This window comes from Pseudomonas sp. NPDC047961 (assembly GCF_050272435.1).
In the GTDB taxonomy this organism is placed as follows: Bacteria; Pseudomonadota; Gammaproteobacteria; order Pseudomonadales; family Pseudomonadaceae; genus Stutzerimonas.
The window spans coordinates 1-25,035 of the sequence record NZ_JBNNMD010000001.1 but is presented as its reverse complement, the minus strand read 5'-3'; the positions used below and the strand labels follow the sequence as shown (position 1 = coordinate 25,035).

Sequence of the window (25,035 nt, the reverse complement as noted above, 5' to 3'; positions counted from 1 at the left end):
TCGGAGAGAGCATGCAGGACATCCAGGCCGAGGCGATCGTCAAGGCGCCCGGCGAGCAGCTGCGGCTGGCGCTTGTCTACGGCGAGGCTTTCAACAATCTGCCGCAGGATCTGTATATCCCGCCAGATGCGCTGGAGGTGTTCCTCGAGGCGTTCGAGGGGCCGCTGGATTTGCTGCTCTATCTGATCCGCAAACAGAACATCGACATTCTTGATATTCCAGTCGCGGAAATTACTCGCCAATACATGGGGTATGTCGAGTTGATGAAGGCCGTGCGCCTTGAACTGGCGGCCGAATATCTGGTGATGGCGGCCATGCTGGCTGAGATCAAGTCGCGCATGTTGCTGCCGCGCTCAGCAGAGGTGGAGGAAGAGGAACTCGACCCGCGCGCCGAGCTCATCCGCCGGCTGCAGGAATACGAACGGTTCAAGGCGGCGTCGGAAGATCTCGACCAGCTGCCGCGGGTGGGGCGTGACCTGCATGTACCGAAACTCGACGCACCCGAAGCTCGGGCCCGCAAGCTGCTGCCCCAGGTCAGTCTGGAAGAGCTGTTGATCTCCATGGCCGAGGTTTTGCGACGTGCCGACATGTTCGAAAGCCATCAGGTCACGCGTGAGACGCTGTCGACCCGCGAGCGTATGAGCGATGTGCTCGAACGGCTCAAGGGCGGCGGCTTTGTCCCTTTCGTCGCACTGTTCACCGCTGAGGAGGGCCGTCTGGGTGTGGTGGTCACCTTCATGGCGGTGCTTGAGCTGATCAAGGAGTCGTTAGTGGAGCTGGTGCAGAACGAGCCCTTCGCGGCGATTCATGTCAGGGCACGCAGCGAAGAGCCCTCGTTACACCAGGAAGAGCGAGGGGAGCCAAGCCTGTGAATCTATCCGATCCCAAGGATCTCGCATCACTGCTGGAAGCCTTTTTGCTGGCATCCGGCAAGCCGATGTCGCTTGAACGAATGGCCGAGCTGTTCGACGAAATCGAGCGGCCAACGCCAGCCATGCTGCGCAAGGCTCTCGAGGTGCTAGATAAATCCTGCAAGGGCCGAGCGTTCGAGCTGAAAGAGGTCGCCAGTGGCTATCGCCTGCAGGTGCGCGAGCGCTTTTCGCCTTGGGTGGGCCGACTCTGGGAGGAACGGCCGCAGCGTTATTCACGGGCTTTGTTGGAGACGCTGGTTCTGATTGCCTATCGACAGCCAATTACGCGCGGCGAGATCGAGGATATCCGCGGAGTGGCGGTTAACAGCCAGATCGTCAAGACGTTGTTGGAGCGCGAGTGGGTGCGGGTGGTCGGTCATCGCGAGGTGCCAGGGCGGCCAGCCATGTTCGCCACCACCAAGCAGTTCCTCGACCATTTCAACTTGAAAAACCTTGATGAACTGCCGCCGCTGGCAGTGTTGCGTGAGATGGAGCCCGAACCTCAGCTAATCGATGTTGAGGACGCGCCGGTGCCGGCGGCGCTGCAGGCTCGCGCTGATCTCGAGCAGGAACTGGAGGCGCCGCGTGAACACACCAGTTTCCGCAGTCTTCTGGCCGAGCTGGATAGCATGGAAACCGGTTTGAAGACCGATTTTGACGACCTGCGTGACGAAACTGAGCGTGAGGAAGATCAACCCGTTTCGGACGAAGACCGCCGCGACTAGTGATCCTCTGTTTGGCGGTCTGCCAGGTAACTGGCGTAGTTCGGAATGCTCAGCGTATGCGCCTGGTCCAGCAGCGGACTGGATAGCAGGTAGTCAGCGCTGCTTTCGTTGGCCGCCAGTGGAATGTTCCACACTGCTGCGACCCGTAGAAGCGCCTTTACATCCGGGTCATGGGGTTGTGGCTCGAAGGGGTCCCAGAAGAACACCAACATGTCGATCCGGCGCTCAGCAATACGTGCGCCAATCTGCTGATCCCCGCCCAACGGGCCGCTGATCATGCACTCGACCGGCAACCCCAGCCGCCGCCCGAGCAGCAGTCCCGTGGTGCCGGTCGCCAGCAGCTCATGTTTCTCCAGCTGAGGTTTTTGCCGATCTGCCCAATCCAGCAGGCGCTCCTTGCAGTGATCGTGCGCGACCAGTGCGATACGTTTACGGGCCGGGAGTGTCGCGCTCACGAAATCGATGCGGTTCATGTTCTTCCTTGGTCGCTGGGATGGGCTTATGCGGTTATGACGCTTCGTGAAGAGCGCGGCAAGTATCGAGCATCCGATTGGAAAAACCCCACTCGTTGTCATACCAAGCCATCACTTTCAGCAAGCGTCCGCTAACCTTGGTGTGGTTGGTGTCGAAGATCGAAGACATCGGGTTGTGGTTGAAGTCGCACGAGACCAAGGGAAGCGAGTTGCAGGCCAGTATGGGTGATTGCTGGCTTGCGTCGAGCATCAATGCGTTGACTTCCTCGGCGGTCGTCTCGCGGCTCAACTCCAGGGTCAGGTCGACCAGCGAGACGTTGATCACCGGAACGCGCACTGCCATGCCGGTCAGCTTGCCGGCCAGTTCCGGCAGCACCAGGCCTACCGCTTCGGCGGCGCCGGTCTTGGTCGGAATCATCGACTGGGTCGCCGAACGTGCCCGGAACGGGTCGCTGTGATAGACGTCCGACAGGTTCTGGTCATTGGTGTAGGCGTGGATGGTGGTCATCAGGCCGTGTTCGATGCCGTATTCGCGTGACAGGATCTGTGCAACCGGCGCCAGGCAATTGGTCGTGCATGACGCGTTGGAGATGATCTGGTGCGATTGGCGCAGCGTGTCGTGGTTGACGCCGTAGACGATGGTGGCGTCAACGCCGGATGCCGGGGCAGAAATTATGACCTTGCCGGCACCGGCCTGAAGGTGCGCGCTGGCTTTTTCACGGGAGGTAAACAGCCCGGTACACTCAAAGACCACATCGACATTGTGCTGGCGCCACGGCAGCTCGGCAGGGTTGCGGATCGCCGTGACGGCAATCGGGTCGCCGTTGACCCACAGCTGGTCGTCTGACACCTCAACTTTTGCGTCGAAATGGCCATGGACGCTGTCGAACTGCAACAGGTGGGCGTTCATCGCCGGGCTGCCGAGGTCGTTGATCGCCACGACCTGCAGATGCTCGCGATAGCTCTGGCTGTACAGAGCACGAAGGACGTTGCGTCCGATACGGCCGAAGCCGTTGATGGCGATGCGAATAGTCATAAGAGGTCCTGGGCGGAATTTGTTGTAGGAATTACAAGATTATTCCTGTCAAAATAGAAATCAAGCCCAAATCCATGTTGTTTTGTTGGTAAAACTACAGATTCATGAGCAGGAGTGATGGCATGCACCCGCGGATTCAAGAAGTGACCGAGCGATTGATCGAACGCAGCCGGCCGACCCGACAGCGTTACCTGGCCCAAATGGCCGGTGCGGCGAGTGACGGGCCCCAGCGCGGCAAGCTGCAATGCGCCAACTTCGCTCATGGCGTTGCCGGGTGTGGCTCGGCGGATGACAAGCAGCGTTTGCGATTGATGGATGAGGCCAACGTGGCCATCGTCTCGGCCTACAACGACATGCTCTCGGCGCATCAGCCGTATCAGTATTTTCCCGACCTGATCAAAGAAGCCCTGCGGGAAGTGGGTTCGATCGGACAGTTCGCCGGTGGCGTGCCAGCGATGTGCGACGGCGTGACCCAGGGCGAGGCGGGGATGGAGTTGAGTCTAGCCAGTCGCGAAGTGATCGCCATGGCGACCGCCGTCGCGCTGTCGCACAACATGTTTGACGGGGCGCTCTATCTCGGTATTTGCGACAAGATCATCCCGGGCCTGATGATTGGCGCGCTGCGCTTCGGTCACCTGCCGTCGGTGTTCGTGCCTGGCGGCCCGATGACCTCGGGCATCCCCAACAAGCAGAAAGCGGAAGTGCGCCAACGCTACGCAGAGGGCAAGGCCAGCCGCGAGGAGCTACTGGAATCGGAAATGCTGTCCTACCACAGCCCTGGCACCTGCACCTTTTACGGCACAGCCAACACCAACCAGGTGGTGATGGAGATCATGGGCCTTCATTTGCCGGGTTCCTCCTTCGTCAATCCCTATACCCCGCTGCGCGACGAACTCACCCGTGAAGCCGCGCGGCAGGTGACTCGCTTGACGCCGCAGTCGGGCAATTACGTGCCGCTGTGCAAGATCGTCGATGAGAAATCGATCATCAACTCGGTCGTAGCGCTAAACGCTACTGGCGGCTCGACCAACCACACCTTGCACATTCCGGCGTTTGCACAGGCCGCGGGAATTCAGCTGACCTGGCAGGACATGGCAGATATTTCCGCAGTGACGCCGACGCTCGCCAAGGTCTACCCGAACGGGCAGGCAGACGTTAACCATTTTCATGCCTGCGGTGGCGTTCCGTTCATGGTGCGGACGCTGCTGGAGGCCGGTTTGCTGCATGAAGACGTCTATACGGTCTTGGGCAAAGGGCTTAACCAATACACTCAGGAACCCTTCCTCGAAGACGGCAAGTTGGTCTGGCGTGAAGGGCCGACCAACAGCCTGGACGAAGCCATCCTGCGCCCGGTCGAGCGCGCGTTCTCGCCTGAAGGTGGTTTAAGGGTACTGGAAGGCAATCTGGGTCGCGGCGTAACGAAAATCTCGGCCGTTGCGCCTGAGCATCGCTTCGTGGAGGCGCCTGCGCGGGTGTTCAGTGACCAGGCCGAGCTGGCCCAGGCGTTCAAGGATGGCGAGCTGGAGAAGGACTTCGTTGCGGTTGTGCGGTTCCAGGGCCCCAAGGCCAACGGCATGCCTGAATTGCACAAGCTGACGCCATTTCTAGGCGTGCTGCAGGATCGTGGCTACAAGGTCGCACTGGTAACCGACGGTCGTATGTCAGGCGCGTCAGGAAAGGTCCCTGCCGCTATCCACGTCAGCCCGGAAGCGTTGGATGGAGGCCCGTTGTGCCGTGTGCGCGACGGGGACATCATTCGAGTCGACGGCGAAACCGGTGAGCTCCGAATCCTGGTTGATCAAGCTGAATTCGATAGCCGTGACGATGTGTCTGCCCCGAACGATCTTGGCATCGGCTGTGGGCGCGAGCTGTTCGGCTTCCTACGCGCGGCCTTCAGCCCGGCGGAAAAGGGCGCAAGTGTGTTCACCGAGGGGCTGGAGGCGCTCAAGTGACGGCACTGGTAGGCGATATCGGCGGCACCAATGCGCGCTTCGCACTGTGGCGAAACCAGAAGATCGAGTCAGTGCGTGTGCTGCCCACCGTGGACTATCCACGTCCGGAAGATGCGATTCGTGCCTATCTGCAAGGCACTGGGCAGAGCGTTGACGCGCTGCAGGCGGTCTGCCTCGCCTGTGCCGGGCCGGTCTCAGGCGATGAGTTCGCGTTCACCAACAACCATTGGCGCTTGAGCCGTAAAGCCTTCTGTGAAGACCTGGGTCTGAGCGATCTGCTGCTGGTCAACGATTTCACCGCGATGGCGTTGGGTATGACCCGCTTGCGCGAAGGCGAGCTAATCGAGGTCTGCCCAGGTCGATCCGAGCCAGGTGCAGCACGCCTTGTGATAGGCCCAGGCACCGGCCTTGGCGTCGCTACGCTTCTGCCTTTGCCAGGCGGGGGCTGGCGGGCGCTGCCGGGGGAGGGTGGTCATGTCTGTCTGCCGATCGGCACCTCGCGTGAGGCTGCGCTTTGGGCGCGTTTGCACGACAAGTTCGGACACGTGAATGCAGAGGCGATCCTGAGTGGCGGTGGCTTGCTGGAACTCTATCGAACCAGCTGCGTGCTGGATGGAAAACAGCCAAGCCTGGCCACGCCCGCCGAAGTCACCGCGGCGGCTTTGACCGGCGACGCATACGCCTCATCGGTACTGGAACAATTCTGCGTATGGTTGGGTCGGATCGCTGGCGACAACGTACTGACTACGGGTTCGCGAGGCGGTGTCTACATCGCCGGCGGAATCGTGCCGCGCTTCGTTGAGTTCTTCATCCGTAGCGGGTTCAGCCAGAGTTTTCGCGACAAAGGCTGCATGAGCCGTTATTTTGACGAGATTCCGGTCTGGGTGGTAACCGCTGACTATCCTGGGCTGGAAGGCGCGGGCGTAGCGTTACAGCAATTGCTGGAGGGCCCATCCAGCGGAGGCTGACCCGCTTCGATACACCTACATAACAAGAGAATGGATGCCAGTGAGCCAGGTTGGAAGATCGATTCTGCTGGTCGACGATGACCAGGAAATCCGCGAGCTACTAGACGCCTACCTCAGTCGATCAGGCTTTCGGGTGCGCACCGTTGCTGACGGCGCGCAGTTTCGTGAGGCCATGAACCACGACCCTGCGGACTTGGTCATTCTCGATGTGATGCTGCCTGACGAGGACGGCTTCAGTCTCTGCCGCTGGGTGAGGGGCCACCAGCGGCTGGCACAGATGCCTATCATCATGCTGACGGCCAGCTCCGATGAGGCTGATCGAGTGATCGGCCTGGAGTTGGGCGCTGACGATTACCTGGGAAAGCCTTTCAGTCCGCGTGAGCTGTTGGCGCGGATCAAGGCGCTGTTGCGTCGGGTCAACTTCGGCCAGGAGCGTGGCAACGATGTGCGGGCATTCGACGAGTGGCGGCTGGATATGGTCAGTCACCGATTGTTCCATCAAGACGGTGAAGAGGTGCTGCTGTCTGGCGCCGACTTTGCGTTGCTCAAGCTGTTTCTCGACCATCCCCAGCAGATTCTCGACCGCGACACCATTGCCAACGCCACCCGTGGCCGAGAGGTCATGCCCCTCGAGCGGATCGTCGACATGGCGGTCAGTCGCCTGCGCCAGCGGTTACGCGATACTGGAAAGTGCCCGCGATTGATTCGAACCGTTCGGGGCAGTGGATATATGCTCGCCGCGCAGGTCGCACCGCACCATGACGCGCTCGGTTAAGCGTCGCTGGCTGCCTGTTCCACGCTCACTGCTCGGCCGCATGCTGTTCCTGACGCTGCTGGTGGTGCTGATGGCGCAGGCGCTGTCCAGTTTCATCTGGGTCTCGCAACTTCGCGCAAGCCAGATGGAAGGGTTGCTCACCAGCGCGCGTAGCCTGGCGCATTCGATGTCGGCCAGTGTCAGCTACTTTCGCTCCCTGCCGTTGGGCTATCGTCCGTTGGTGCTTGATCAGCTGCGTAGCATGGGGGGCACACGCTTTTTCGTGTCGCTGAACGACAAGCCTCTGGAGATGCAGATTCTGCCGCCGACCGAGCGTAAGCGGGCGGTGCTGGCCGAGGTCGACGAGGTGCTGCGTGAACGCCTCGGCAAGGACGTCGACATGTCGGTGAGCTTCGTCAGTCCAGACGATCTGCGCATATTCAACGGCGGCCTTAAGCTCGATGAGCTACCGCGATCCTGGGCGCATTACGCATTGAGCCTGGAACCGCTGAACCCGCCGGTGCTGGTCACCCAGATCCAGATCGCGCCGAGCGAATGGTTGTATCTCGCCTCGCTGATGCCGGCGCCCTATGTCAGCCTCGAAGACGAGGGAATCCCCAGGCAGCAACTCTGGTTCATCTTTCTTACCAGCAGTTTTCTACTGCTGTTCATCGGCATTCTGGTGCACTGGCAGAGCCGCCCGCTCAAGCAGCTGGCGCAAGCGGCGCGGGAGATGTCGCTGGGCAGTGAGGTCGAATTGCTGCCCGAGGCGGGCGGTAGCGAGGTGGTGGAGGTCAGCCGTGCCTTCAACAGCATGCGAGAGCGCATCGGGCGCTACCTGACCGAGCGTAGCCAGCTGTTCAGTGCGATCTCGCATGATTTACGCACACCGATCACACGGCTGCGGTTACGTGTGGAGCTGCTGGAGGACGAAGCCTTGCAGCGCAAATTCAGCCGCGACCTGGACGAGCTGGAGCTATTGGTCAAAGGCGCGCTGCAATGCGTGAAGGACACCGATATCCACGAAAACATCGAGCCGTTGGATCTCAACCTTCTGCTCGATTGCGTCACTGAGCCGTATCTGGCGCCTGGCGGCAATGGACGCGTTACGGTCCAAGGTCGCGCTCGGGCACCCTATGCTGGCAAGCCGCTGGCACTGAAACGCTGCATAGGCAACCTGCTGGATAACGCGCTCAAGTATGGCGAGCGCGCCCATTTGCTGATCGAAGACGACTACGGCACCTTCGTGCTGCATGTCGATGATGAAGGCCCTGGCGTACCTGAGGGCTGGCTGAAGCAGGTGTTCGAGCCCAACTTCCGTCTTGCTGCCAAGCAACCCGGCTATGGGCTTGGCCTCGGTATCGCGCGCAACATCGCGCATGCGCATGGTGGTGAGGTCAGCCTGCGCAATCTGCCTGCCGGTGGTTTGCGCGTAACCTTGAGTTTGCCGCGCACGACCGAATGAAGCCCCTCCGCACCAGACGACTCTCTCCACTTGTTACAAAACCCGAGCTTTGTAACGAAACGGTGACCAATCACTATCCCTTCGTTACCCGGCGCGAAGGTTGGCGCGCCTAGAATCGATGCAGCGCAAGCAAAGACTTGCATCGATAACAACAAGAAAAGGAACCCTCATGAACGCGATTCATCGTTTAGTTACTGCTGTTTCCCTTGTTTCTCTCGTTCCGTTTGCCCAGGCCGGCGAAGTTGAAGTTCTGCATTGGTGGACATCCGGTGGCGAAAAGCGCGCCGCCGATACGTTGCAGCGACTCGTGGAGGAAGAGGGCCACACCTGGAAGGATTTCGCTGTCGCCGGTGGGGGTGGCGAAGCAGCCATGACCGTTCTCAAAACCCGTGCCGTATCCGGCAACGCACCCGCCGCCGCCCAGATCAAAGGCCCCGACATCCAGGAATGGGGTGAACTAGGGCTGCTGACCGACCTCAACGATGTCGCTGAAAAAGCCAACTGGGACGAACTGCTGCCCAAGCAGGTGTCCGCCGCCATGAAATACGACGGCGATTACGTTGCCGTGCCGGTGAACGTACACCGCGTCAACTGGCTGTGGATCAATCCAAACGTATTCGAGAAGGCCGGCGCCACGCCCCCTAAAACCCTGGATGAATTCTTCGCAGCCGCCGAGAAGTTGAAAGCGGCGGGCTTCATGCCGCTCGCCCATGGCGGCCAGCCGTGGCAGGACGGAACCGTTTTCGAAGATCTGGCACTGGCGATCCTTGGGCCTGAAGATTTCCGCAAGGCTTTTGTCGAGCTCGATCGCGACGTGCTGACTGGCGACAAGATGGTCAAGACGTTTGAGGCGCTGAAGAAGGTGCGCAGCTACGTTGATAACAATGCAGCGGGCCGCGACTGGAACAGCGCGACGGCCATGGTCATGAACGGCAAGGCCGGCATGCAGATCATGGGCGACTGGGCGAAGAGCGAGTGGAGCGCGGCGAAGAAGATCGCGGGTGAAGATTATAAGTGCGTGCCGTTCCCAGGCACCCAAGGCAGCTTTGCCTACAACATCGACTCGCTGGCGATGTTCAAGCTGAGTAACGATGACAATCGCAAGGCTCAGCAGGATCTGGCTCGGATCGTCATGGAGCCGGAATTCCAGCAATTCTTCAATCAGAACAAGGGCTCTATCCCGGTGCGGCTCGATCAGGACATGAGCGAGTTCGATGCCTGTGCCCAGCAGTCGATGAAGGATTTCAAGGAAGCGGCACAGGGGCCAGGGCTGGTGCCTAGCCTGGCTCACGGCATGGCCGCATCGAGCTATGTACAGGGCGCTGTCTTCGACGTCGTGACGAACTTCTTCAACGACCCGTCGGCCGATCCGAAGAAGGCCGCCCAGCAACTGGCTGCTGCGATTCAGGCGGTCCAGTAGCGCATTGGGGCGCGGGTTCTCGCGCCCCGTCTTACGAACAACAACCTGATGCTCCCCTGCGGTCTGCCACGGGCTGGCCGCAACGGGATCGGCTTGCTCGAAATCTCTGTTGTGACTGTCCGTTTGCTGGACTGCTGACATCGACGCTTTCTGTAACGGGACTGTGATGAAACCTGCAAACAATCGGAGCCAACCATGAGCTCAACAGCCGTTTTCACCAAGGCTTCCCCGCTGGATGCGCTGCAGAATTGGCTACCCAAGCTGGTGCTCGCACCAAGCATGCTGATCGTTCTGGTCGGCTTCTATGGCTACATCTTGTGGACCTTTCTGCTTTCGTTCACCAATTCAAGCTTCATGCCCAGCTACAAGTGGGTCGGTCTGCTGCAGTACGAGCGGCTCTGGAACAACGATCGTTGGTGGGTGGCAAGCAAGAACCTGCTGGTCTTTGGCGGGCTTTTCATCACGATCAGTCTCGCGATTGGTGTGTTGTTGGCAGTCCTGCTGGACCAGCGCATTCGCCGCGAGGGCTTCATTCGCACTGTCTATCTCTACCCAATGGCGTTGTCGATGATTGTTACCGGCACGGCATGGAAGTGGCTGCTGAACCCCGGCTTGGGTATCGACAAGATGCTGCGCGACTGGGGTTGGGAAGGGTTTCGTTTCGACTGGCTGGTAGACCCGGACCGGGTGGTCTACTGCCTGGTGATCGCCGCCGTATGGCAGGCCTCGGGTTTCGTCATGGCTCTGTTCCTTGCCGGCTTGCGTGGGGTCGATCAATCCATCGTGCGTGCCGCGCAGATCGACGGTGCCAGCCTGCCGAGCATCTATCTGCGCATCATCCTGCCTAGCCTGAGGCCGGTGTTCTTCAGTGCATTGATGATTCTTGCGCATATCGCCATCAAGGCGTTCGACCTGGTGGCGGCGATGACCGCAGGCGGCCCTGGTTATGCATCCGACCTGCCGGCGATGTTCATGTACACGCACACCTTCACTCGCGGGCAGATGGGGCTCGGCGCTGCCAGCGCCATCCTGATGCTGGGCGCAGTGATGGCAATCGTCGTGCCTTACCTGTATTCGGAACTGAGGAACAAGCGCCATGACTAGCCATGTAGGGCACAAGCGCCTGACGTTCAGCCGAGTGGCGATCTACGCGACGCTGCTTCTGGCTGTTGCGATGTATCTCATACCGCTGGTGGTCATGCTGCTGACCAGCTTGAAGACACCTGCCGACATCCGAACCGGCAACCTGCTTTCATGGCCAGAGGTTACGACCATCATCGGTTGGGTCAAGGCGTGGGATGCGGTGGGCGGCTACTTCTGGAACTCGGTCAAGATCACCGTTCCAGCCGTCATCATTTCGACGCTGCTGGGTGCGCTGAACGGCTACGTGCTTGCCATGTGGCGCTTCCGCGGCTCGCAGTTGTTCTTCGGGCTGCTGCTGTTCGGCTGCTTCCTGCCGTTCCAAGTGATCTTGCTGCCTGCGTCGTTCACCTTGGGGCAGCTTGGATTGGCCAACACCACGCCGGGGTTGGTACTGGTGCACTTGGTCTATGGCCTGGCGTTTACCACGCTGTTCTTCCGCAATTTCTACGTGAGTGTGCCAGACGCGTTGATTCGTGCAGCACGTCTAGACGGCGCCGGCTTCTTCACGATCTTCGCGCGGATTCTGCTGCCGATGTCGATCCCAACGATCATGGTCTGCTTGATTTGGCAGTTCACTCAGATCTGGAACGACTTCCTCTTCGGCGTGGTGTTCGCCAGTGGCGATACACAGCCGATCACCGTGGCGCTGAATAACCTGGTGAACACCAGTACAGGCGTCAAGGAATACAACGTCGATATGGCTGCGGCGATGATCGCCGGGCTGCCAACACTGCTGGTGTACATCCTCGCCGGCAAGTATTTCCTGCGTGGCCTCACGGCTGGCGCGGTCAAGGGGTAGGAGAACAATCATGGCTGCACTTGAACTTTGCAACGTCCGCAAGAGCTATCCCGGAAGCAACCACGACACGCTGAAAGACATCGATTTGAAAATTGACGACGGGGAATTCCTGATCCTGGTCGGGCCGTCCGGGTGTGGGAAATCCACTCTGATGAACTGCATCGCTGGGCTGGAAGAGATCACCGGTGGGGAGATCCGTCTGGACGGAGCCGACATCAGTGGTGCCAGCCCGAAGGACCGCGACATCGCCATGGTGTTTCAGTCGTACGCGCTGTACCCGACCATGACCGTGCAGGAAAACATCGCCTTCGGTTTGAAGATGCGCAAGGTGCCAGCGGCGAAAATCGAGGAAGAAGTGTCGCGTGTCGCCAAATTGCTGCAGATCGAGCATCTGCTGGGCCGGAAACCTTCTCAGCTATCCGGCGGCCAGCAGCAGCGCGTCGCCATGGGCCGGGCACTGGCACGGCGGCCGAAGATCTACCTGTTCGACGAGCCGCTGTCGAACCTCGACGCCAAGCTGCGGGTAGAGATGCGCACCGAGATCAAGCTGATGCATCAACGGCTTAAAACCACGACGGTGTACGTCACCCACGACCAGATCGAGGCAATGACCTTGGGGGACAAGGTCGCGGTGATGAAGGACGGCATTGTCCAGCAGTTCGGTACGCCGAAGGATATCTACAACAACCCCGCCAACCTGTTCGTGGCGAGCTTTATTGGGTCGCCGCCGATGAATTTCATCCCGCTGCGGCTGACCCGTCAGGCCGATGGCTGGCGCGCGCTGCTGGAAAGCGGTCAGGATCGCTGTGAGCTGCCGTTGAATCTGGCGGATGGGCAATCACTGGAAGGGCGAGAGGTCATCCTTGGCATCCGCCCGGAGCAGATCAGTCTGGGGACCGAAGCCGATCTGCCTTCGCTACGTGCCGAAGTTCAGGTCATCGAGCCGACAGGGCCTGACACCATGATCTTCGTCAGCCTCAACCAGACCAAGGTGTGTTGCCGGCTGGCGCCGGACGCCGCTCCGAATCCCGGTGAGAGCCTGACGCTGCAATTCGAGCCGGACAAGGTGCTGCTGTTCGATGCGCAGACAGGTGAGCGACTGGGCGTCACGCCCGGAAACGGCTCCTCGGGTCGCAACGGCACCGTGACCCGGTTGGTCGCGCGGTGAGCCGCGGGCCACAGCAAAGTGAAGAAAAGGCCGGGTCGCCGTGTATCTGCGTACCGGCGCCTTTCTCGTAGGAATGTTATTGATATTTCGGGTTTTTCAGCGGTAGGTGACGAAGGTCGCCTGCCGTGAAAAATAGAGCCGCAACGACCAGCGAAGCTGGCATGCGGATCGAAAGGAGAGCCATACCGGCTCAATCCAAGAGCAGTAACAACAATAAGAGCTAATTGGAGCGGATATGAAAAAAACGACACGCCTGGGCCTCGCTGTCTCGCTGGCCAGTCTCGCTATGCCGTTTGCTGCGCAGGCTTTGGACTTCAACGGCTATGTGCGCAGTGGTATCGGCGAATCGACTGCAAGCGAATCGCAGGCCTGCTTCCAGCTGCCGGGCGCAGCATCCAAGTTCCGACTGGGCAACGAATGCGAGCAGTACGCCGAGTTGGGACTGCGTCAGGACCTGTTCACGATGGATGACGGCTCGGTGCTGAGCGTCGAGGGTATGGCTGCGCTGTATAACGAATACGACCACACTCCGAAGTTCACCGGCGACCATGGCTTCGCGCGGTTGGTACAGGCCTACGCCGAATGGAGCAACGTTGCTGCGCTGAACAACGGGTCGTTGTGGGCCGGCCGTAGGTTCTACAAGCGGAATGACATCCACATATCCGACTTCTACTACTGGAACCAGAGTGCAACCGGTGCTGGCATCGAGAACGTCGAAATTGGAGGGTTGCAGTACAGCTACGCGTTCTCGCGTAAGGACAGCGTCTTCCAGGAAAACTACACCAATCGTCACGATTTCAACGTCGGCGGATTCGACACCAACCCCAACGGCGAGCTGCAGTTCGGCGTCAGCTACATCGCCGATCCGGACCGTGGCGACTCCAACAGTGGCTGGTCCGTGACGGCTCAGCATGAGCAGATCGGGTTTCTGGGTGGCAGCAATACCTTCGCAGTGCAATACGGCGAGGGCCCAGGAACCGGGCTTGGCTATACGGGCGACGTGACCCTGGATGAGAGTGCCAAGAGCTGGCGGATCGTGGAGTTCTTCGATTGGCAGGTGACCCCGCGTTTCGGTGGGCAATTCCAGGCCGTGTATCAGAAGGACACGCGTCAGGATGGCGGCGATCAGGATTGGATTTCGGTAGGCGTGCGCCCGGTTTATGCGTTGACCGAGGAGTTCAAGCTGGTGGCGGAGGTAGGTCACGATCAGATCGACGCGGAAGCCGGAACTCGCAAACTGACCAAGTTCACCATCGCCCCGACCTGGTCACCCGCAGGCCCTGAGTTCTGGGCGCGTCCCGAGTTCCGCCTGTATTACACCTACGCTCAGTGGAACGACGCTGCGCAAGAAGCCGCCAATCTCATGGCCGCTGGCAGCGCGCTGTCCGAAACGGGTGCTTTCGGCAGCGCGCAGCATGGGTCCAACTTCGGCGTCCAGGTCGAATATTGGTGGGATTGATCGAGGCGATAGCCTAACTCGCTTAGAACCTAGTGGCGGCAAGGGCTTCTACTGTTGGTAGGGGTCCTTAGCTGAACTGGAGGTGGTTTTGGGCGACAAGGCGAAAAACCCGTGCGTCAGTATCTGCAAGCTCAAAGACGACATCTGTATCGGCTGCGGGCGCAGCCGGGACGAGATGAAAGCCTGGAAGGGGATGAAGAACAAGGAGCGCAAGGCGGTCAACGAAGTGGCCGCCGAGCGACTCAAGCAGCTAGGCAAGGCGAAGAAGAAAAAGAAGTGATCAACTCTCTTCGCTTGGGTAGCGGGTCGCCATCAGGCTTTCCTTGATCTTGCGCAAATGGGGTTGGAAATCCACGCCTCGCTTCAATGTCACGCCCGCTGCCAATGCGTCCAGCACCGTTAGCTGGATAATCCGAGACGTCATTGGCATGTAGATATCGGTGTCTTCCGGTAGCGGTATGTCCAGGCTCAACGTGGAGACTTTCGCCAGCGGCGAGCCGGCGGCCGTTAGTCCGAGAACGGAGGCGCCGTTATCCCGTGCGATGGTTGCAGCTTCCACCAGTTCACGGGTGCGGCCAGTGTAGGAAATGATCACGAACAGATCACCGGTATGCGCAACCGATGCCAGCATTCGCTGCATCAAGACATCGCTGTGTGCGGTCACCGGCAGGTTGAACCGGAAGAACTTGTGCTGTGCGTCGAGCGCGACCGATGCGGATGCACCCAGACCGAAGAAATGAATTTGACGCGCCTGAATCATCAGGTCGACGGCATGGCTGATCGCCTGAGGGTCGATTGCCTGGCAGGCACTGTCGAGCGACGCGATGGCGCTACCAAAGATCTTTCTCGTATAGGCCTCTGGGCCGTCATCGGCCTCTACGGCCCGGCTGACATAGGCCGCGCCACTGGCGAGACTCTGTGCCAACTGGATTTTCAGAGCGGGATAACCGGCCGCACCGAATGAGCGACAGAAGCGATTCACCGTCGGCTCGCTGACCTTTGCTGCCTGAGCCAGTGCCGCGATGCTGTAGCGCGTCGCCTCCTGTGGATCGCGAAGGATCACCTCAGCGACTTTGCGCTCCGCCTTGTTCAGCTCGTCGAGCCGATTTTTTATCTGTTCCAAGAGATTTTTCATGCGATCCATGTCTCTTCCTTCAGGGACTCGTGCCCGAAGCTACGGATAGTAGCGAAACTGGAGCACGAAAAAATCGAGTTATGTTGTTTTAATAACAACATTTTCTGCTTAAAATGCGGCGATGAACCTGTCACGCAGCCTAATTTGGTTAATATAAAAATCATGCCTGCTATTACTGTTGACGCGACTACCTTTGCCTTGTTCGGCGCCCTCGGTGATCTGGCGCTGCGCAAGTTGTTCCCAGCACTCTATCAGCTCGACCGAGCGGGGCTGCTCAATAGCGATACGCGCATATTGGCGCTGTCCCGCGACAAGGGAGAGCCAGCGACCCATCTCGAGCGCATCGATCAAGCGCTGCGGCGCTACGTACCGGCAGCGCAACTGGATGAGGCCGCCCTTGGCCGCTTTCAGGCGCGTCTGGGCTATCTGACCATGGACTTCCGCAACGCGGAGGACTACGCAGCGCTGGCTGACCAGGTGTCTCCGGCGATGCCACTGATTGCCTATTTCGCCACGCCTGCTGCTGTGTACGGCTCTATTTGTGAACATCTCGCCGGTGCCGGACTGGCCGAACAAACCCGTGTGGTACTGGAAAAACCGATTGGACACGATCTTGAGTCGTCGCGATTGGTCAACGACTCGGTTGCGCGGTTCTTCCCCGAGACGCGCATTTACCGGATTGATCATTACCTTGGCAAGGAGACCGTGCAGAATCTGATTGCACTGCGCTTCGCCAACAGTCTGTTCGAGACCCAGTGGAACCAGCACCACATCTCCCACGTCGAGATAACGGTCGCTGAGACGGTCGGGATCGAAGGGCGCTGGGGGTATTTCGACCAGGCGGGTCAGCTGCGCGACATGATCCAGAACCATCTGCTGCAGCTGCTGTGTCTGATAGCGATGGATCCGCCAAGCGATCTGACCGCCGATAGCATTCGTGACGAAAAGGTCAAGGTCCTCAAGGCGCTGGCGCCGATCACGCCAGAGCGCTTATCTCGCCAGGTTGTGCGTGGCCAGTACGTGGGGGGAGCGGTCGGCGGAAAGCAGGTTCCAGGTTATCTGGAAGAAGAAAATTCCAACGCTGAAAGCGGCACCGAAACTTTCGTTGCACTGCGGGCCGACATCTGTAACTGGCGCTGGTCCGGTGTGCCGTTTTACCTGCGGACAGGCAAGCGGATGGCGGAAAAGGTTTCGCAGATCGTCATCCACTTCAAAGAGCCGCCTTTCTATATTTTCGCGCCCGAGCAACGGTCACTGATCAGCAATCGGCTGATTATCCGCTTGCAGCCGGACGAAGGGATCTCGTTGCAGGTCATGACCAAAGAGCAGGGCCTGGACAAAGGCATGCATTTGCGCAGCGGCCCACTGCAGCTGAACTTCTCCGAGACCTACAAAAGCTCGCGCATTCCGGATGCTTACGAGCGGTTGTTACTCGAGGTGATGCAGGGCAACCAGAACCTATTTGTCCGTAAGGACGAAATCGAATACGCCTGGCAATGGTGCGATCAGCTTATCGATGGGTGGTCGCGTATCGGTGACGCGCCCAAGCCCTATCCGGCAGGCTCCTGGGGCCCTGTCGCCTCCATTGCATTGATTACGCGCGACGGGAGGTCTTGGTATGGCGATCTCTGAACTTGAACTACCGTCGGACGTGGTAGCGCACAGCCTGCCGGGGCCGGAACAGCTGGCGCAGGCGTTGGCTGATCGGGTTGCCGGTGCGCTGCAATACGCAGTCGCCAATCATGATCGTGCGAGCCTGGTGGTGTCGGGCGGACGGAGCCCTATAGCGTTCCTCGAAGCGCTGTCAGTGCGCGAATTGCCGTGGGCGAAGGTTCAGGTCAGCTTGGCCGACGAGCGCTGGGTCGATCCGTCAGATCCGGAAAGCAATGAAGGCTTGCTCCGCCGACACCTCCTACAAAATGCCGCGGCTGATGCGCAGCTTGTGGGCCTGTATCAAGCAGCTCAGACCCTGGAGCAAGCGGCAGAGCGGGCAAGCGGGAAGCTGGTTGGCTTCGCTCAGCCGATCGATGTGCTGGTGCTTGGAATGGGCAGTGATGGGCACACCGCATCGCTCTTTCCGAACAGCCCGCTGTTGGCAAAAGGGTTGGATGAAAACGGTACTGATTTCTGTCTGCCCATGCTGGCGCCTGTCAGTCCGGAGCAGCGCATCAGCATGACCTATCCGCTGCTGGCATCCGCTCGCGTTCAATGCCTGGCGATTCAGGGCTCCGCCAAGCTGGAAACGCTGCGCCAGGCCATGCGGCTCGAACCTTCGCAGATGCCGATTCGGGCGTTTCTGCATTCTCCTTTAGAGATCTACTGGTGCCCGTGAGGCCCGAGGACTTTTCCATGACCATGGACCAGAAAAACGCGCTGATCGAGAAGATCTGTACCGAAGCTCGCATCCTGCCGGTGATCACCATCGGTAGCGAGGAGCAGATCCTGCCGCTGGCCGATGCACTCGCCGCTGGTGGGCTGACGGCCCTTGAGATCACCCTGCGGTCTGCGCATGGCCTTACCGCCATTCGTCGTCTGCGCCAGGAGCGGCCCAACCTCTGTGTCGGTGCGGGTACAGTGCTGGACAAGCGCATGATGGACGAGGTCGAGGCGGCTGGGGCCCAGTTCATCGTCTCGCCGGGCTGCACCGACGAACTGTTGCAAGCTGGCGTTAATTGCTCCGTGCCACTGCTGGCCGGTATCAGCAATGCATCCGACATCATGCGCGGCTACGCGCTCGGCTATCGGCGTTTCAAGCTGTTCCCGGCCGAAGTGTGCGGTGGAGTCGCCGCCATCAAGGCGCTGGGTGGACCTTTTGCCGATGTGCGCTTCTGCCCGACGGGTGGCGTCAATGCAAACAACGCGGCGCAGTACTTGGCGCTTCCTAATGTCATGTGTGTCGGCGGAACTTGGATGATTGATGGTGCCGCGCTCAAGAGCGGCGATTGGGAGGCCATTCAGCAAGCCACGGCTGAAGCGCTGGCCTCGTTGAACAACGGCTAACCACAAATCGAGGCGCGGCGGGCGCGCCTCCTGTCTGGCTGCTAACCTTCTCGTGCTTCAGCATTCTGTTGCGCGTATAGTGCGCGGCCTTTCTATCGGAACTGCCACACCGGGAGGTGCCCAGATGACCGAACACGAAGATACAACCCCGCATATTGCCCACGGCGAAAAACTGCAGAAGGTATTGGCCCGTATTGGCCTTGCCTCGCGACGCGACGTGGAAAACTGGATCGCAGCCGGTCGAGTCAAGGTCAACGGATCCATAGCGACGCTCGGACAGCGTGTCGACTTGCATGACGCGATTGCGGTCGATGGCCGCTTGCTCAAGCGCGAAGAAGCGGCCGAAACGGTCCGTCGCGTGCTCATCTACAACAAGCCCGATGGTGAAATTTGTACCCGTGACGATCCAGAAGGTCGCCCGACGGTTTTCGATCGGCTGCCGCGTCCGAAAGAGGGGCGTTGGATCAACATCGGTCGTCTCGACATCAACACGACTGGCTTGCTGTTGTTTACCACCGATGGCGAGCTTGCCAACCGTCTGATGCATCCTTCTTACGAAATGGACCGTGAGTATGCGGTGCGGGTGCGTGGCGAGGTCGACGAGGAAATGATCGAGCGCCTGAAGACGGGCGTCATGCTCGAAGATGGCCCGGCTCGTTTCACAGACATCCAGGAAGCGCCGGGTGGTGAAGGGTTCAACCACTGGTACCACTGCGTAGTGATGGAAGGTCGTAACCGAGAAGTCCGTCGTTTGTGGGAGTCTCAGGGGCTGGTGGTCAGCCGTCTAAAGCGTGTGCGCTTTGGTCCGGTGTTCATGACCTCCGACCTACCGATGGGGCGCTGGCGCGAAATGTCGCAGGGCGAAGTCGATATCCTCAGCGAAGAGGTTGGCCTCAAGTCAGTGGCGCTGCCAGGCATGAAAGCCAAGACCAAGGACAAGCTTGATCGCATGCAGCGCAAGGTGGCCAAACCAATCGGACGTGGCGACCGTCGGCCTCGTGTGTTGCGCTCTTCCCACGAAGCTGATGTGGCTGGCGACGCAGGTCGCGGCCGGGGCGCTCGCGGTGATAAACCTGCACGCAAGCCGCGCGACAATGATGAACGCAGCAAACCAAGTCGCGGTACACCCGTGGCGGAGCGGCCAAGTGCTGTCGGCCGAGATCGCAAACCCTCACCGGTGAAGCGCGGTGGTCCGGCAGCTACTGACGGGCAGCGTCCTGGTTTCGGACGTGGTGATCGCTCCAAGCGGCCATGACGGTATAGCGTAAAGCGAAAAAAGAAGGGCGAAGCCATTAGGTTTCGCCCTTTTTGTTTGTTTGACCCTCGGATAATTTCGCTACGCCGAGGCAACGCGCGTCAGATTGCGTCCGTCTTGTTTGGCTTGGTAAAGGGCCTGATCGGCGCGACGCAGCAGATCGTCCTGTGACTCGCCTGGCTGGTGGGTCGCACAACCAAGGCTGGCCGACAGCCGGACCTGTTTGTCTCCCACCAGCAAGCACAGATTTTGAATGGCGGCTCTGATCCGTTCGGCCACAACGGCCGCAGCCTCCTGTCCGCTGTTGGACAATACGAGAACGAACTCCTCGCCACCAAAGCGGAACACCATGTCGACGTTGCGCAACTGCTCCTTGAGCAATAGCGCGGTGGCTTTCAGGGCGGCGTCTCCGGCCTGGTGTCCGTAGGTATCGTTGAGGCGCTTGAAATGATCCATATCCAACATGATTACCGACACGGCTTGGCTGTGGCGGCGGGACAGTTCGGTCTCTCGCGACAATGCGTGGACCATCGCCGCGCGGTTACCGGCGCCGGTCAACGGATCCTTGAGCGAGGCTTGAACGGCTTGTCGGTAAAGCAATGCGTTGCGCAATGGAAACAGCAGGCAGTCGAGGGCGTTTTCCAGTTGCTCCAGGACTGGGTCGGGTACGTACTGCGAGCTGAACAGGCACAGTTCGCCAAGGCAATCTCCGCTATGGGAAAGTGAATAGCTGACATCAAAACCGTTGGCTTCGCCTATTTGAAGCTGGAAGTCAGTGCCGGAGTGGCTGTAGGAAAGGGCTCGCAGTGGAACCAGATTGCTGACTTCTTCAAAAAAGAAATCCAGCAGGCGGTCGAGTTCCAAGCTGGTTTGCAAACGCAGCGTCAGAAGCCTTAGCCGCTCGGAAAAGCCATGTTGGTCCGTCGACAGTGTTTTGCTGAAACTGATGTCCAGCCGTCGAACGCGCGCGGTGCCGATATCGATTGTAGAAGGGGTCTGCTTATCTGCCAGCATGGGAGTGAACCTCAGAACGCTGCCTGCGTTGATAGAGGTTCTATAGCGAATATGATGCCAACTTAAAATATCTAATAAAAACAGTTGGTTAGATAAATGATGGCGAATCCGGCGGCAACAGGTTGCCAGCGAAACGGCGGACTGATGCCAATTTGACATGCAGGCCGCCATGGCGGCGCCAGTAAACAGGCGCCGCTGCTGGATATTCTACTGGGCGTCAAATGCCCGCCCATTTACCTCCTGACTATCGGGGCCCATCAGATACAGGTAGGCAGGCATGATTTCCGAGGGCAATGGATTCACTTCGGGATTTTCCCCTGGATAGGCTTTTGCGCGCATGTCGGTACGGGTCGCACCTGGGTTGATGCTATTGCTGCGCACAGAGCTGGTACCGTCGAGCTCATCAGCCAGCACCTGCATCAGGCCTTCGGTGGCGAATTTGGAGACGGCATATCCGCCCCAATAGGCGCGTCCTTTCCTGCCAACGCTGCTGGAGGTGAAAATCACGGAAGCGTCATCAGCCAGTTTCAGCAGAGGCAATAGGGTGCTGGCTAGCATGAAGGTTGCGTTGACATTCACTTGCATGACGCGCATGAAATTGTCGCCTGACAGCTGTTCGATCGGTGAGCGGGGGCCGACGATGCTGGCGTTAAGGAGCAGGCCGTCCAACCGTCCGAACTCCCGTTCAACGGTGGCGGCAAGTTCGTCGTATTGGTGCGGTAAGGCCGTTTCCAGATTGAGCGGTATCACGGCGGGTTGAGGCCAGCCGGCTGCCTCAATCTCGTCGTAAACACGGTTGAGGTTGTCCTCGTTCTTACCCAGCAAAAGGACGGTTGCTCCATGTGCTGCGTAGGCTTTCGCGGCGGCTTCGCCAATTCCGCGCCCTGCGCCGGTGACCATGATGATCCGATTCTTGAGCAGGTCGGGACGGGCGGAGTACTCGAACATCTGAAGCCTCATAAACAGAGCGGGGCAATTGCCCACTGAAGGTTGTCGGAAGAAAGTGATGGCTGAGAAGGGTCAGTCCAGCGTTCGCAGCTCGAGAAACTGACGGAGCTCAAGTGGATGATTCACCACAACGTCTGCGCCCCAGGTATCCGGATCGTCATCGGGGTGGATGTAGCCGTAACGCACGGCGGCCGTACGGCTACCTGCTGCACGGCCGGACTCGATATCGCGAAGATCATCCCCAACGAACAGGACCGTTGCAGGGTCGAGGTCGAGTTGGCTACAGGCCAACAGCATGGGCTCAGGGTCGGGTTTACTCTGGCTGACATGATCGGGGCAGACCAGAACAGCGGAGCGAGAGGCCAGGCCCAATTGCTGCATGATCGGCTCGGCGAAACGCACCGGCTTGTTGGTGACCACACCCCAGATCAGATCTGCTTGCTCGATCTCGATCAGCAGTTCTGCCATCCCTTCGTATAGCTTGCTCTCAACGGCACAGTGCCGTTGATATCGCTCCAGAAACTCCAGTCGAAGTATCTCAAACTCATCAGAAAGCGGGTCGACGTCAAAGGCGCTGAGTACCATCGCCCGAGCACCACCGGAAACGACGTCACGCACCTGCTGATCGGGAACACGATCTAGGCCGCGCGCCATGCGCATAGCCTGAGCCACGGCGATAAAGTCCGGAGCGGTATCGAGCAGCGTGCCGTCCATATCGAATAACACTGCGCGCAAACGCATCAGGCCTCCCGCAGTGTCTGGATCATGTAGTTCACATCCACGTCAGGTGAGAGCTTGTAGTGTTTTGTCAGGGGGTTGTATGTCAGACCGATTATGTCCTTCACCAGAAGCCCGACTTCGCGGCTCCAGGCGCCCAGCTCCGATGGGCGGATGAACTTGCGGTAATCATGTGTGCCACGCGGCAACAGTTGCAGCACGTATTCCGCGCCGACGATTGCGAACGCATAGGCCTTCGGATTGCGGTTAATCGTTGAAAAGAACACCTGTCCGCCAGGCTTTACCATCTTGTAGCACGCGCGAATGACCGAGGCGGGATCAGGGACATGCTCGAGCATTTCAAGGCAGGTCACTACATCGAACTGCTCTGGCATTTCTTCTGCCAAGGCCTCAGCAGTGATCTGCCGGTACTCGATCTCTAACTCCGACTCAAGCAAATGCAGACGGGCAACGGACAAGGGTGCCTCGCCCATGTCGATGCCCGTCACCGTAGCGCCGCGCTGAGCCATGGCTTCGCTGAGAATTCCGCCTCCGCAGCCAACGTCCAGGACCTTTTTGCCGGCTAGCGATACGTGCTCATCAATCCAGTTGACCCTGAGCGGATTGATCTCGTGCAGCGGTTTGAACTCACTTTCGCGGTCCCACCAGCGATGGGCGAGAGCTTCGAATTTGGCGATTTCGGCGTGGTCGACGTTGCTCATTGTCTGTTCCATTTATAAGCCTGAGGGGGAAGCTCGAGCAGCAGAGGCCCATGTTGCCAGGTTCGGTCAGATGCGGGACATCTACTGAAACGCTTCGTGTAAGTCAGTTTGTCGCGGTGGTTAAAACTGAGGGTAGCCCTGTCTCAGTGTTTTGAGCTGATCTTCTCTCCCCATTCTTGGGCGGTGGCGATGAGCTGCTCCTCGTCCATGCGGGTGAGATGACGGTCGTCGAGCAGTTGCTTACCGGCAACCCAGACATGACGCACGCAGTCTCGGCCACTGGAATAAATAAGTTGGGAGACGGGATCATAAACGGGCTGCTGTGCTAGGCGCGATAAATCGAAGGCCACCAGATCCGCGAATTTCCCGATCTCGAGCGATCCGGTGTGATCGTCCAGCCCAAGAGCGCGTGCACCGTTGAGCGTGGCCATACGCAGCGCGCGATGGGCGTTAAGAGCGGTCGCCGATCCCGAAACGGCCTTAGCAAGCAATGCCGCGGTGCGGGTTTCCCCCAACAGGTCGAGATCGTTGTTGCTGGCCGCTCCATCAGTGCCTATGCCCACATTTACGCCGGCTTCCCACAAACGCTCCACAGGACAAAAACCGCTGGCCAATTTCAGGTTGGACTCAGGGCAATGGATCACGCTGCAGTTATGTTCGACCAGCAGAGCAATGTCGTCGTCGTTTACCTGGGTCATGTGCACGGCTTGGAAGCGAGGCCCTAAAAGCTGTAGGCGCGCCAAGCGTGCAAGCGGGCGCTCACCATAGTGGTTCAGCGCTTCTTCCACCTCATGTGCAGTCTCATGGACATGCATATGTATGCCGATGTCCATTTCTGCGACCAATGTCCGGATGCTTTCCAGCTTATCGTCGCTGACCGAATAGGGAGCGTGGGGGCCAAAGGCGATACTTAGGCGTGGATGGTGTTTGAGGTCGTCGAACAGTCCCACACCTTTACGAAGCGCTTCGTCGGCGTTGCGGGCCCCAGGAATAGGAAAGTCCAGAACCGGAATCGTTATTTGCGCGCGAATTCCGTGCTTATGCACGATTTGGCTGACGACCTCTGGAAAGAAGTACATATCAGAAAAGCAGGTGATGCCGCTCTGCAGCTGCTCCGCGATCGCCAGCTCGGTGCCTGCTTTGATAAACGCCTCGTCGACCCACCTGCTTTCTGCCGGCCAGACATGCTCGTGCAGCCAGGTCATCAGCGGTAGATCATCAGCCAGACCGCGGAAAAGGGTCATAGCTGCGTGGCCGTGAGCATTTACAAGCCCTGGAGCAAGAAGCATCCCGGAAAGGTAACGCGTCTCTTTGGCCACGTGCTGTTCGGCGTGTTCACGGGGTGCTATCAGCATGATGCGCCCGTCACGGATTCCCAATGCGTGGTTCTTCAGCACAACACCTGCTGGCTCGACTGGGACGAGCCAGGTCGGAAATAGCAAGAGGTCGAGCGGCTCGGCAGAAGTGTGAGGCATCTGGATCATCGGATACGTAGAGTTGAGGGGGCTGAGTGTAAAGCCTGTCGATCCCGGTTTGAAGAAAGCCTAGGCAGACTTTGAAGCCTCTACATATATATATAGGAACACGATCGTCAGACTCAGCAGCTGAATAATCAACAAAGCTCAAAACAACGGTTGACGTGAGTTTCTGAGTGCCTATAATGCGTACCTTCTCCGGCGCAGGCCTTTAGCGAAACCTCTTGTAAATCAAGAGGTTAGCGAAAATAAAGGGTTGTGCGGATGGCGAATTCGAGTAGAATGCGCCGGGCTGGCAGGGCGGTGGTTTCGCACTGTTGGTGGCTTCGGTCAGGTTGATCGGAGGTGGTTGACAGCGGTTTTAGACGCTGTATGATCCGCCTCCCGCTAACGAGAGACGCTAGGTTGATCGGAAGCGCAAGCGGTTGAGAAGAAAGAAAAACTTCTTCAAAAACAGCTTGACGAGACACAAGGCTGCTGTAGAATGCGCGGCCTC

General features: G+C 59.1%; 24 protein-coding genes. 16 read left to right on the top strand and 8 right to left on the bottom strand.

The window, feature by feature from the left end; genetic code table 11:
• The first annotated feature begins 11 nt into the window (after positions 1-11).
• Together ACQKIK_RS00120 and scpB are read left to right on the top strand one after the other, a co-directional pair.
• Complete coding sequence (locus ACQKIK_RS00120; RefSeq protein ID WP_499134265.1) at positions 12-872, top strand: segregation and condensation protein A; 861 nt, start codon at positions 12-14, stop codon at positions 870-872.
• A complete protein-coding gene (gene scpB / locus ACQKIK_RS00115; RefSeq protein WP_499134264.1) occupies positions 869-1,636 on the top strand; it encodes an SMC-Scp complex subunit ScpB in 768 nt (255 codons plus the stop codon). Before ACQKIK_RS00120 ends, scpB begins: the two co-directional genes overlap by 4 nt.
• On the opposite strand, the gene ACQKIK_RS00110 is transcribed toward scpB, so the two are convergent.
• Together ACQKIK_RS00110 and gap are read right to left on the bottom strand one after the other, a co-directional pair.
• Positions 1,633-2,109 (bottom strand): methylglyoxal synthase, encoded by a 477-nt coding sequence (locus tag ACQKIK_RS00110; RefSeq protein WP_499134263.1) that lies wholly within the window; start codon positions 2,107-2,109, stop codon positions 1,633-1,635. The two genes, scpB and ACQKIK_RS00110, sit on opposite strands and share 4 nt — an antisense overlap.
• 34 nt (positions 2,110-2,143) lie before the next feature.
• The gene (gene gap, locus ACQKIK_RS00105; protein ID WP_045427987.1) at positions 2,144-3,145 is read right to left on the bottom strand and encodes a type I glyceraldehyde-3-phosphate dehydrogenase; all 1,002 of its coding nucleotides are present in this window, start codon (positions 3,143-3,145) and stop codon (positions 2,144-2,146) included.
• 122 nt (positions 3,146-3,267) lie between these two features.
• On the opposite strand from gap, the gene edd reads away from it, so the two are divergent.
• The 10 genes from edd to ACQKIK_RS00055 all read left to right on the top strand — a co-directional run bounded on the left by edd (position 3,268) and on the right by ACQKIK_RS00055 (position 14,553).
• Entirely contained in the window at positions 3,268-5,097 is a 1,830-nt protein-coding gene (gene edd, locus ACQKIK_RS00100; RefSeq protein ID WP_499134261.1) for a phosphogluconate dehydratase, read from the top strand.
• On the top strand, positions 5,094-6,065 hold the full coding sequence (locus ACQKIK_RS00095) for a glucokinase (protein WP_241530886.1): 972 nt from the start codon (positions 5,094-5,096) through the stop codon (positions 6,063-6,065). The genes edd and ACQKIK_RS00095 overlap by 4 nt, the downstream gene beginning before the upstream one ends.
• Positions 6,066-6,105: 40 nt before the next feature.
• A complete protein-coding gene (locus tag ACQKIK_RS00090; protein WP_499135137.1) occupies positions 6,106-6,840 on the top strand; it encodes a response regulator in 735 nt (244 codons plus the stop codon).
• A complete protein-coding gene (locus ACQKIK_RS00085) occupies positions 6,824-8,284 on the top strand; it encodes an ATP-binding protein (protein ID WP_499134259.1) in 1,461 nt (486 codons plus the stop codon). Before ACQKIK_RS00090 ends, ACQKIK_RS00085 begins: the two co-directional genes overlap by 17 nt.
• A gap of 169 nt (positions 8,285-8,453) precedes the next feature.
• Positions 8,454-9,704 carry an ABC transporter substrate-binding protein gene (locus ACQKIK_RS00080; protein ID WP_499134257.1) on the top strand — a complete coding sequence of 417 codons (1,251 nt, stop codon included), beginning with the start codon at positions 8,454-8,456 and terminating at the stop codon, positions 9,702-9,704.
• Positions 9,705-9,899: 195 nt separating this feature from the next.
• Complete coding sequence (locus ACQKIK_RS00075) at positions 9,900-10,808, top strand: carbohydrate ABC transporter permease (RefSeq protein WP_045427975.1); 909 nt, start codon at positions 9,900-9,902, stop codon at positions 10,806-10,808.
• Complete coding sequence (locus ACQKIK_RS00070) at positions 10,801-11,646, top strand: carbohydrate ABC transporter permease (RefSeq protein ID WP_127839049.1); 846 nt, start codon at positions 10,801-10,803, stop codon at positions 11,644-11,646. Before ACQKIK_RS00075 ends, ACQKIK_RS00070 begins: the two co-directional genes overlap by 8 nt.
• A 10-nt stretch (positions 11,647-11,656) precedes the next feature.
• Positions 11,657-12,814 carry an ABC transporter ATP-binding protein gene (locus tag ACQKIK_RS00065; RefSeq protein WP_499134255.1) on the top strand — a complete coding sequence of 386 codons (1,158 nt, stop codon included), beginning with the start codon at positions 11,657-11,659 and terminating at the stop codon, positions 12,812-12,814.
• A 235-nt stretch (positions 12,815-13,049) separates the two neighbouring features.
• Complete coding sequence (locus ACQKIK_RS00060; protein ID WP_499134253.1) at positions 13,050-14,273, top strand: maltoporin; 1,224 nt, start codon at positions 13,050-13,052, stop codon at positions 14,271-14,273.
• An 88-nt stretch (positions 14,274-14,361) separates the two neighbouring features.
• Positions 14,362-14,553, top strand: coding sequence for a DUF1289 domain-containing protein (locus tag ACQKIK_RS00055; RefSeq protein ID WP_127839052.1), 192 nt, complete (start codon positions 14,362-14,364; stop codon positions 14,551-14,553).
• Here the strand turns inward: ACQKIK_RS00055 and ACQKIK_RS00050 are convergent, their stop codons facing one another.
• Complete coding sequence (locus tag ACQKIK_RS00050) at positions 14,554-15,408, bottom strand: MurR/RpiR family transcriptional regulator (RefSeq protein ID WP_177327113.1); 855 nt, start codon at positions 15,406-15,408, stop codon at positions 14,554-14,556.
• Positions 15,409-15,570: 162 nt separating this feature from the next.
• Here ACQKIK_RS00050 and zwf point away from each other — a divergent pair, with 162 nt between their 5' ends.
• The 4 genes from zwf (at position 15,571) to rluB (ending at position 19,663) form a co-directional block, all read left to right on the top strand.
• The gene (zwf, locus tag ACQKIK_RS00045) at positions 15,571-17,040 is read left to right on the top strand and encodes a glucose-6-phosphate dehydrogenase (RefSeq protein ID WP_499134252.1); all 1,470 of its coding nucleotides are present in this window, start codon (positions 15,571-15,573) and stop codon (positions 17,038-17,040) included.
• Entirely contained in the window at positions 17,027-17,740 is a 714-nt protein-coding gene (gene pgl, locus ACQKIK_RS00040) for a 6-phosphogluconolactonase (RefSeq protein ID WP_499134251.1), read from the top strand. Before zwf ends, pgl begins: the two co-directional genes overlap by 14 nt.
• A 17-nt stretch (positions 17,741-17,757) precedes the next feature.
• A complete protein-coding gene (locus ACQKIK_RS00035) occupies positions 17,758-18,408 on the top strand; it encodes a bifunctional 4-hydroxy-2-oxoglutarate aldolase/2-dehydro-3-deoxy-phosphogluconate aldolase (RefSeq protein ID WP_127839055.1) in 651 nt (216 codons plus the stop codon).
• A 124-nt stretch (positions 18,409-18,532) separates the two neighbouring features.
• Positions 18,533-19,663: a 23S rRNA pseudouridine(2605) synthase RluB gene (gene rluB / locus ACQKIK_RS00030; RefSeq protein ID WP_127839056.1), complete on the top strand. Its 1,131-nt coding sequence runs from the start codon at positions 18,533-18,535 to the stop codon at positions 19,661-19,663.
• An 81-nt stretch (positions 19,664-19,744) separates the two neighbouring features.
• On the opposite strand, the gene ACQKIK_RS00025 is transcribed toward rluB, so the two are convergent.
• The 5 genes from ACQKIK_RS00025 to ACQKIK_RS00005 form a co-directional block, all read right to left on the bottom strand.
• Entirely contained in the window at positions 19,745-20,677 is a 933-nt protein-coding gene (locus ACQKIK_RS00025) for a GGDEF domain-containing protein (RefSeq protein ID WP_499135134.1), read from the bottom strand.
• A gap of 207 nt (positions 20,678-20,884) precedes the next feature.
• Positions 20,885-21,625 carry a YciK family oxidoreductase gene (locus tag ACQKIK_RS00020; RefSeq protein ID WP_045427950.1) on the bottom strand — a complete coding sequence of 247 codons (741 nt, stop codon included), beginning with the start codon at positions 21,623-21,625 and terminating at the stop codon, positions 20,885-20,887.
• Positions 21,626-21,697: 72 nt separating this feature from the next.
• Entirely contained in the window at positions 21,698-22,366 is a 669-nt protein-coding gene (mupP, locus tag ACQKIK_RS00015; protein ID WP_499134250.1) for an N-acetylmuramic acid 6-phosphate phosphatase MupP, read from the bottom strand.
• Positions 22,366-23,064, bottom strand: coding sequence for a bifunctional 2-polyprenyl-6-hydroxyphenol methylase/3-demethylubiquinol 3-O-methyltransferase UbiG (gene ubiG / locus ACQKIK_RS00010; protein ID WP_046164163.1), 699 nt, complete (start codon positions 23,062-23,064; stop codon positions 22,366-22,368). Before ubiG ends, mupP begins: the two co-directional genes overlap by 1 nt.
• Before the next feature lie 143 nt (positions 23,065-23,207).
• Positions 23,208-24,539, bottom strand: a complete 1,332-nt coding sequence (locus tag ACQKIK_RS00005; RefSeq protein WP_499135133.1) for a TRZ/ATZ family hydrolase — start codon at positions 24,537-24,539, stop codon at positions 23,208-23,210.
• Positions 24,540-25,035: the final 496 nt, after the last annotated feature.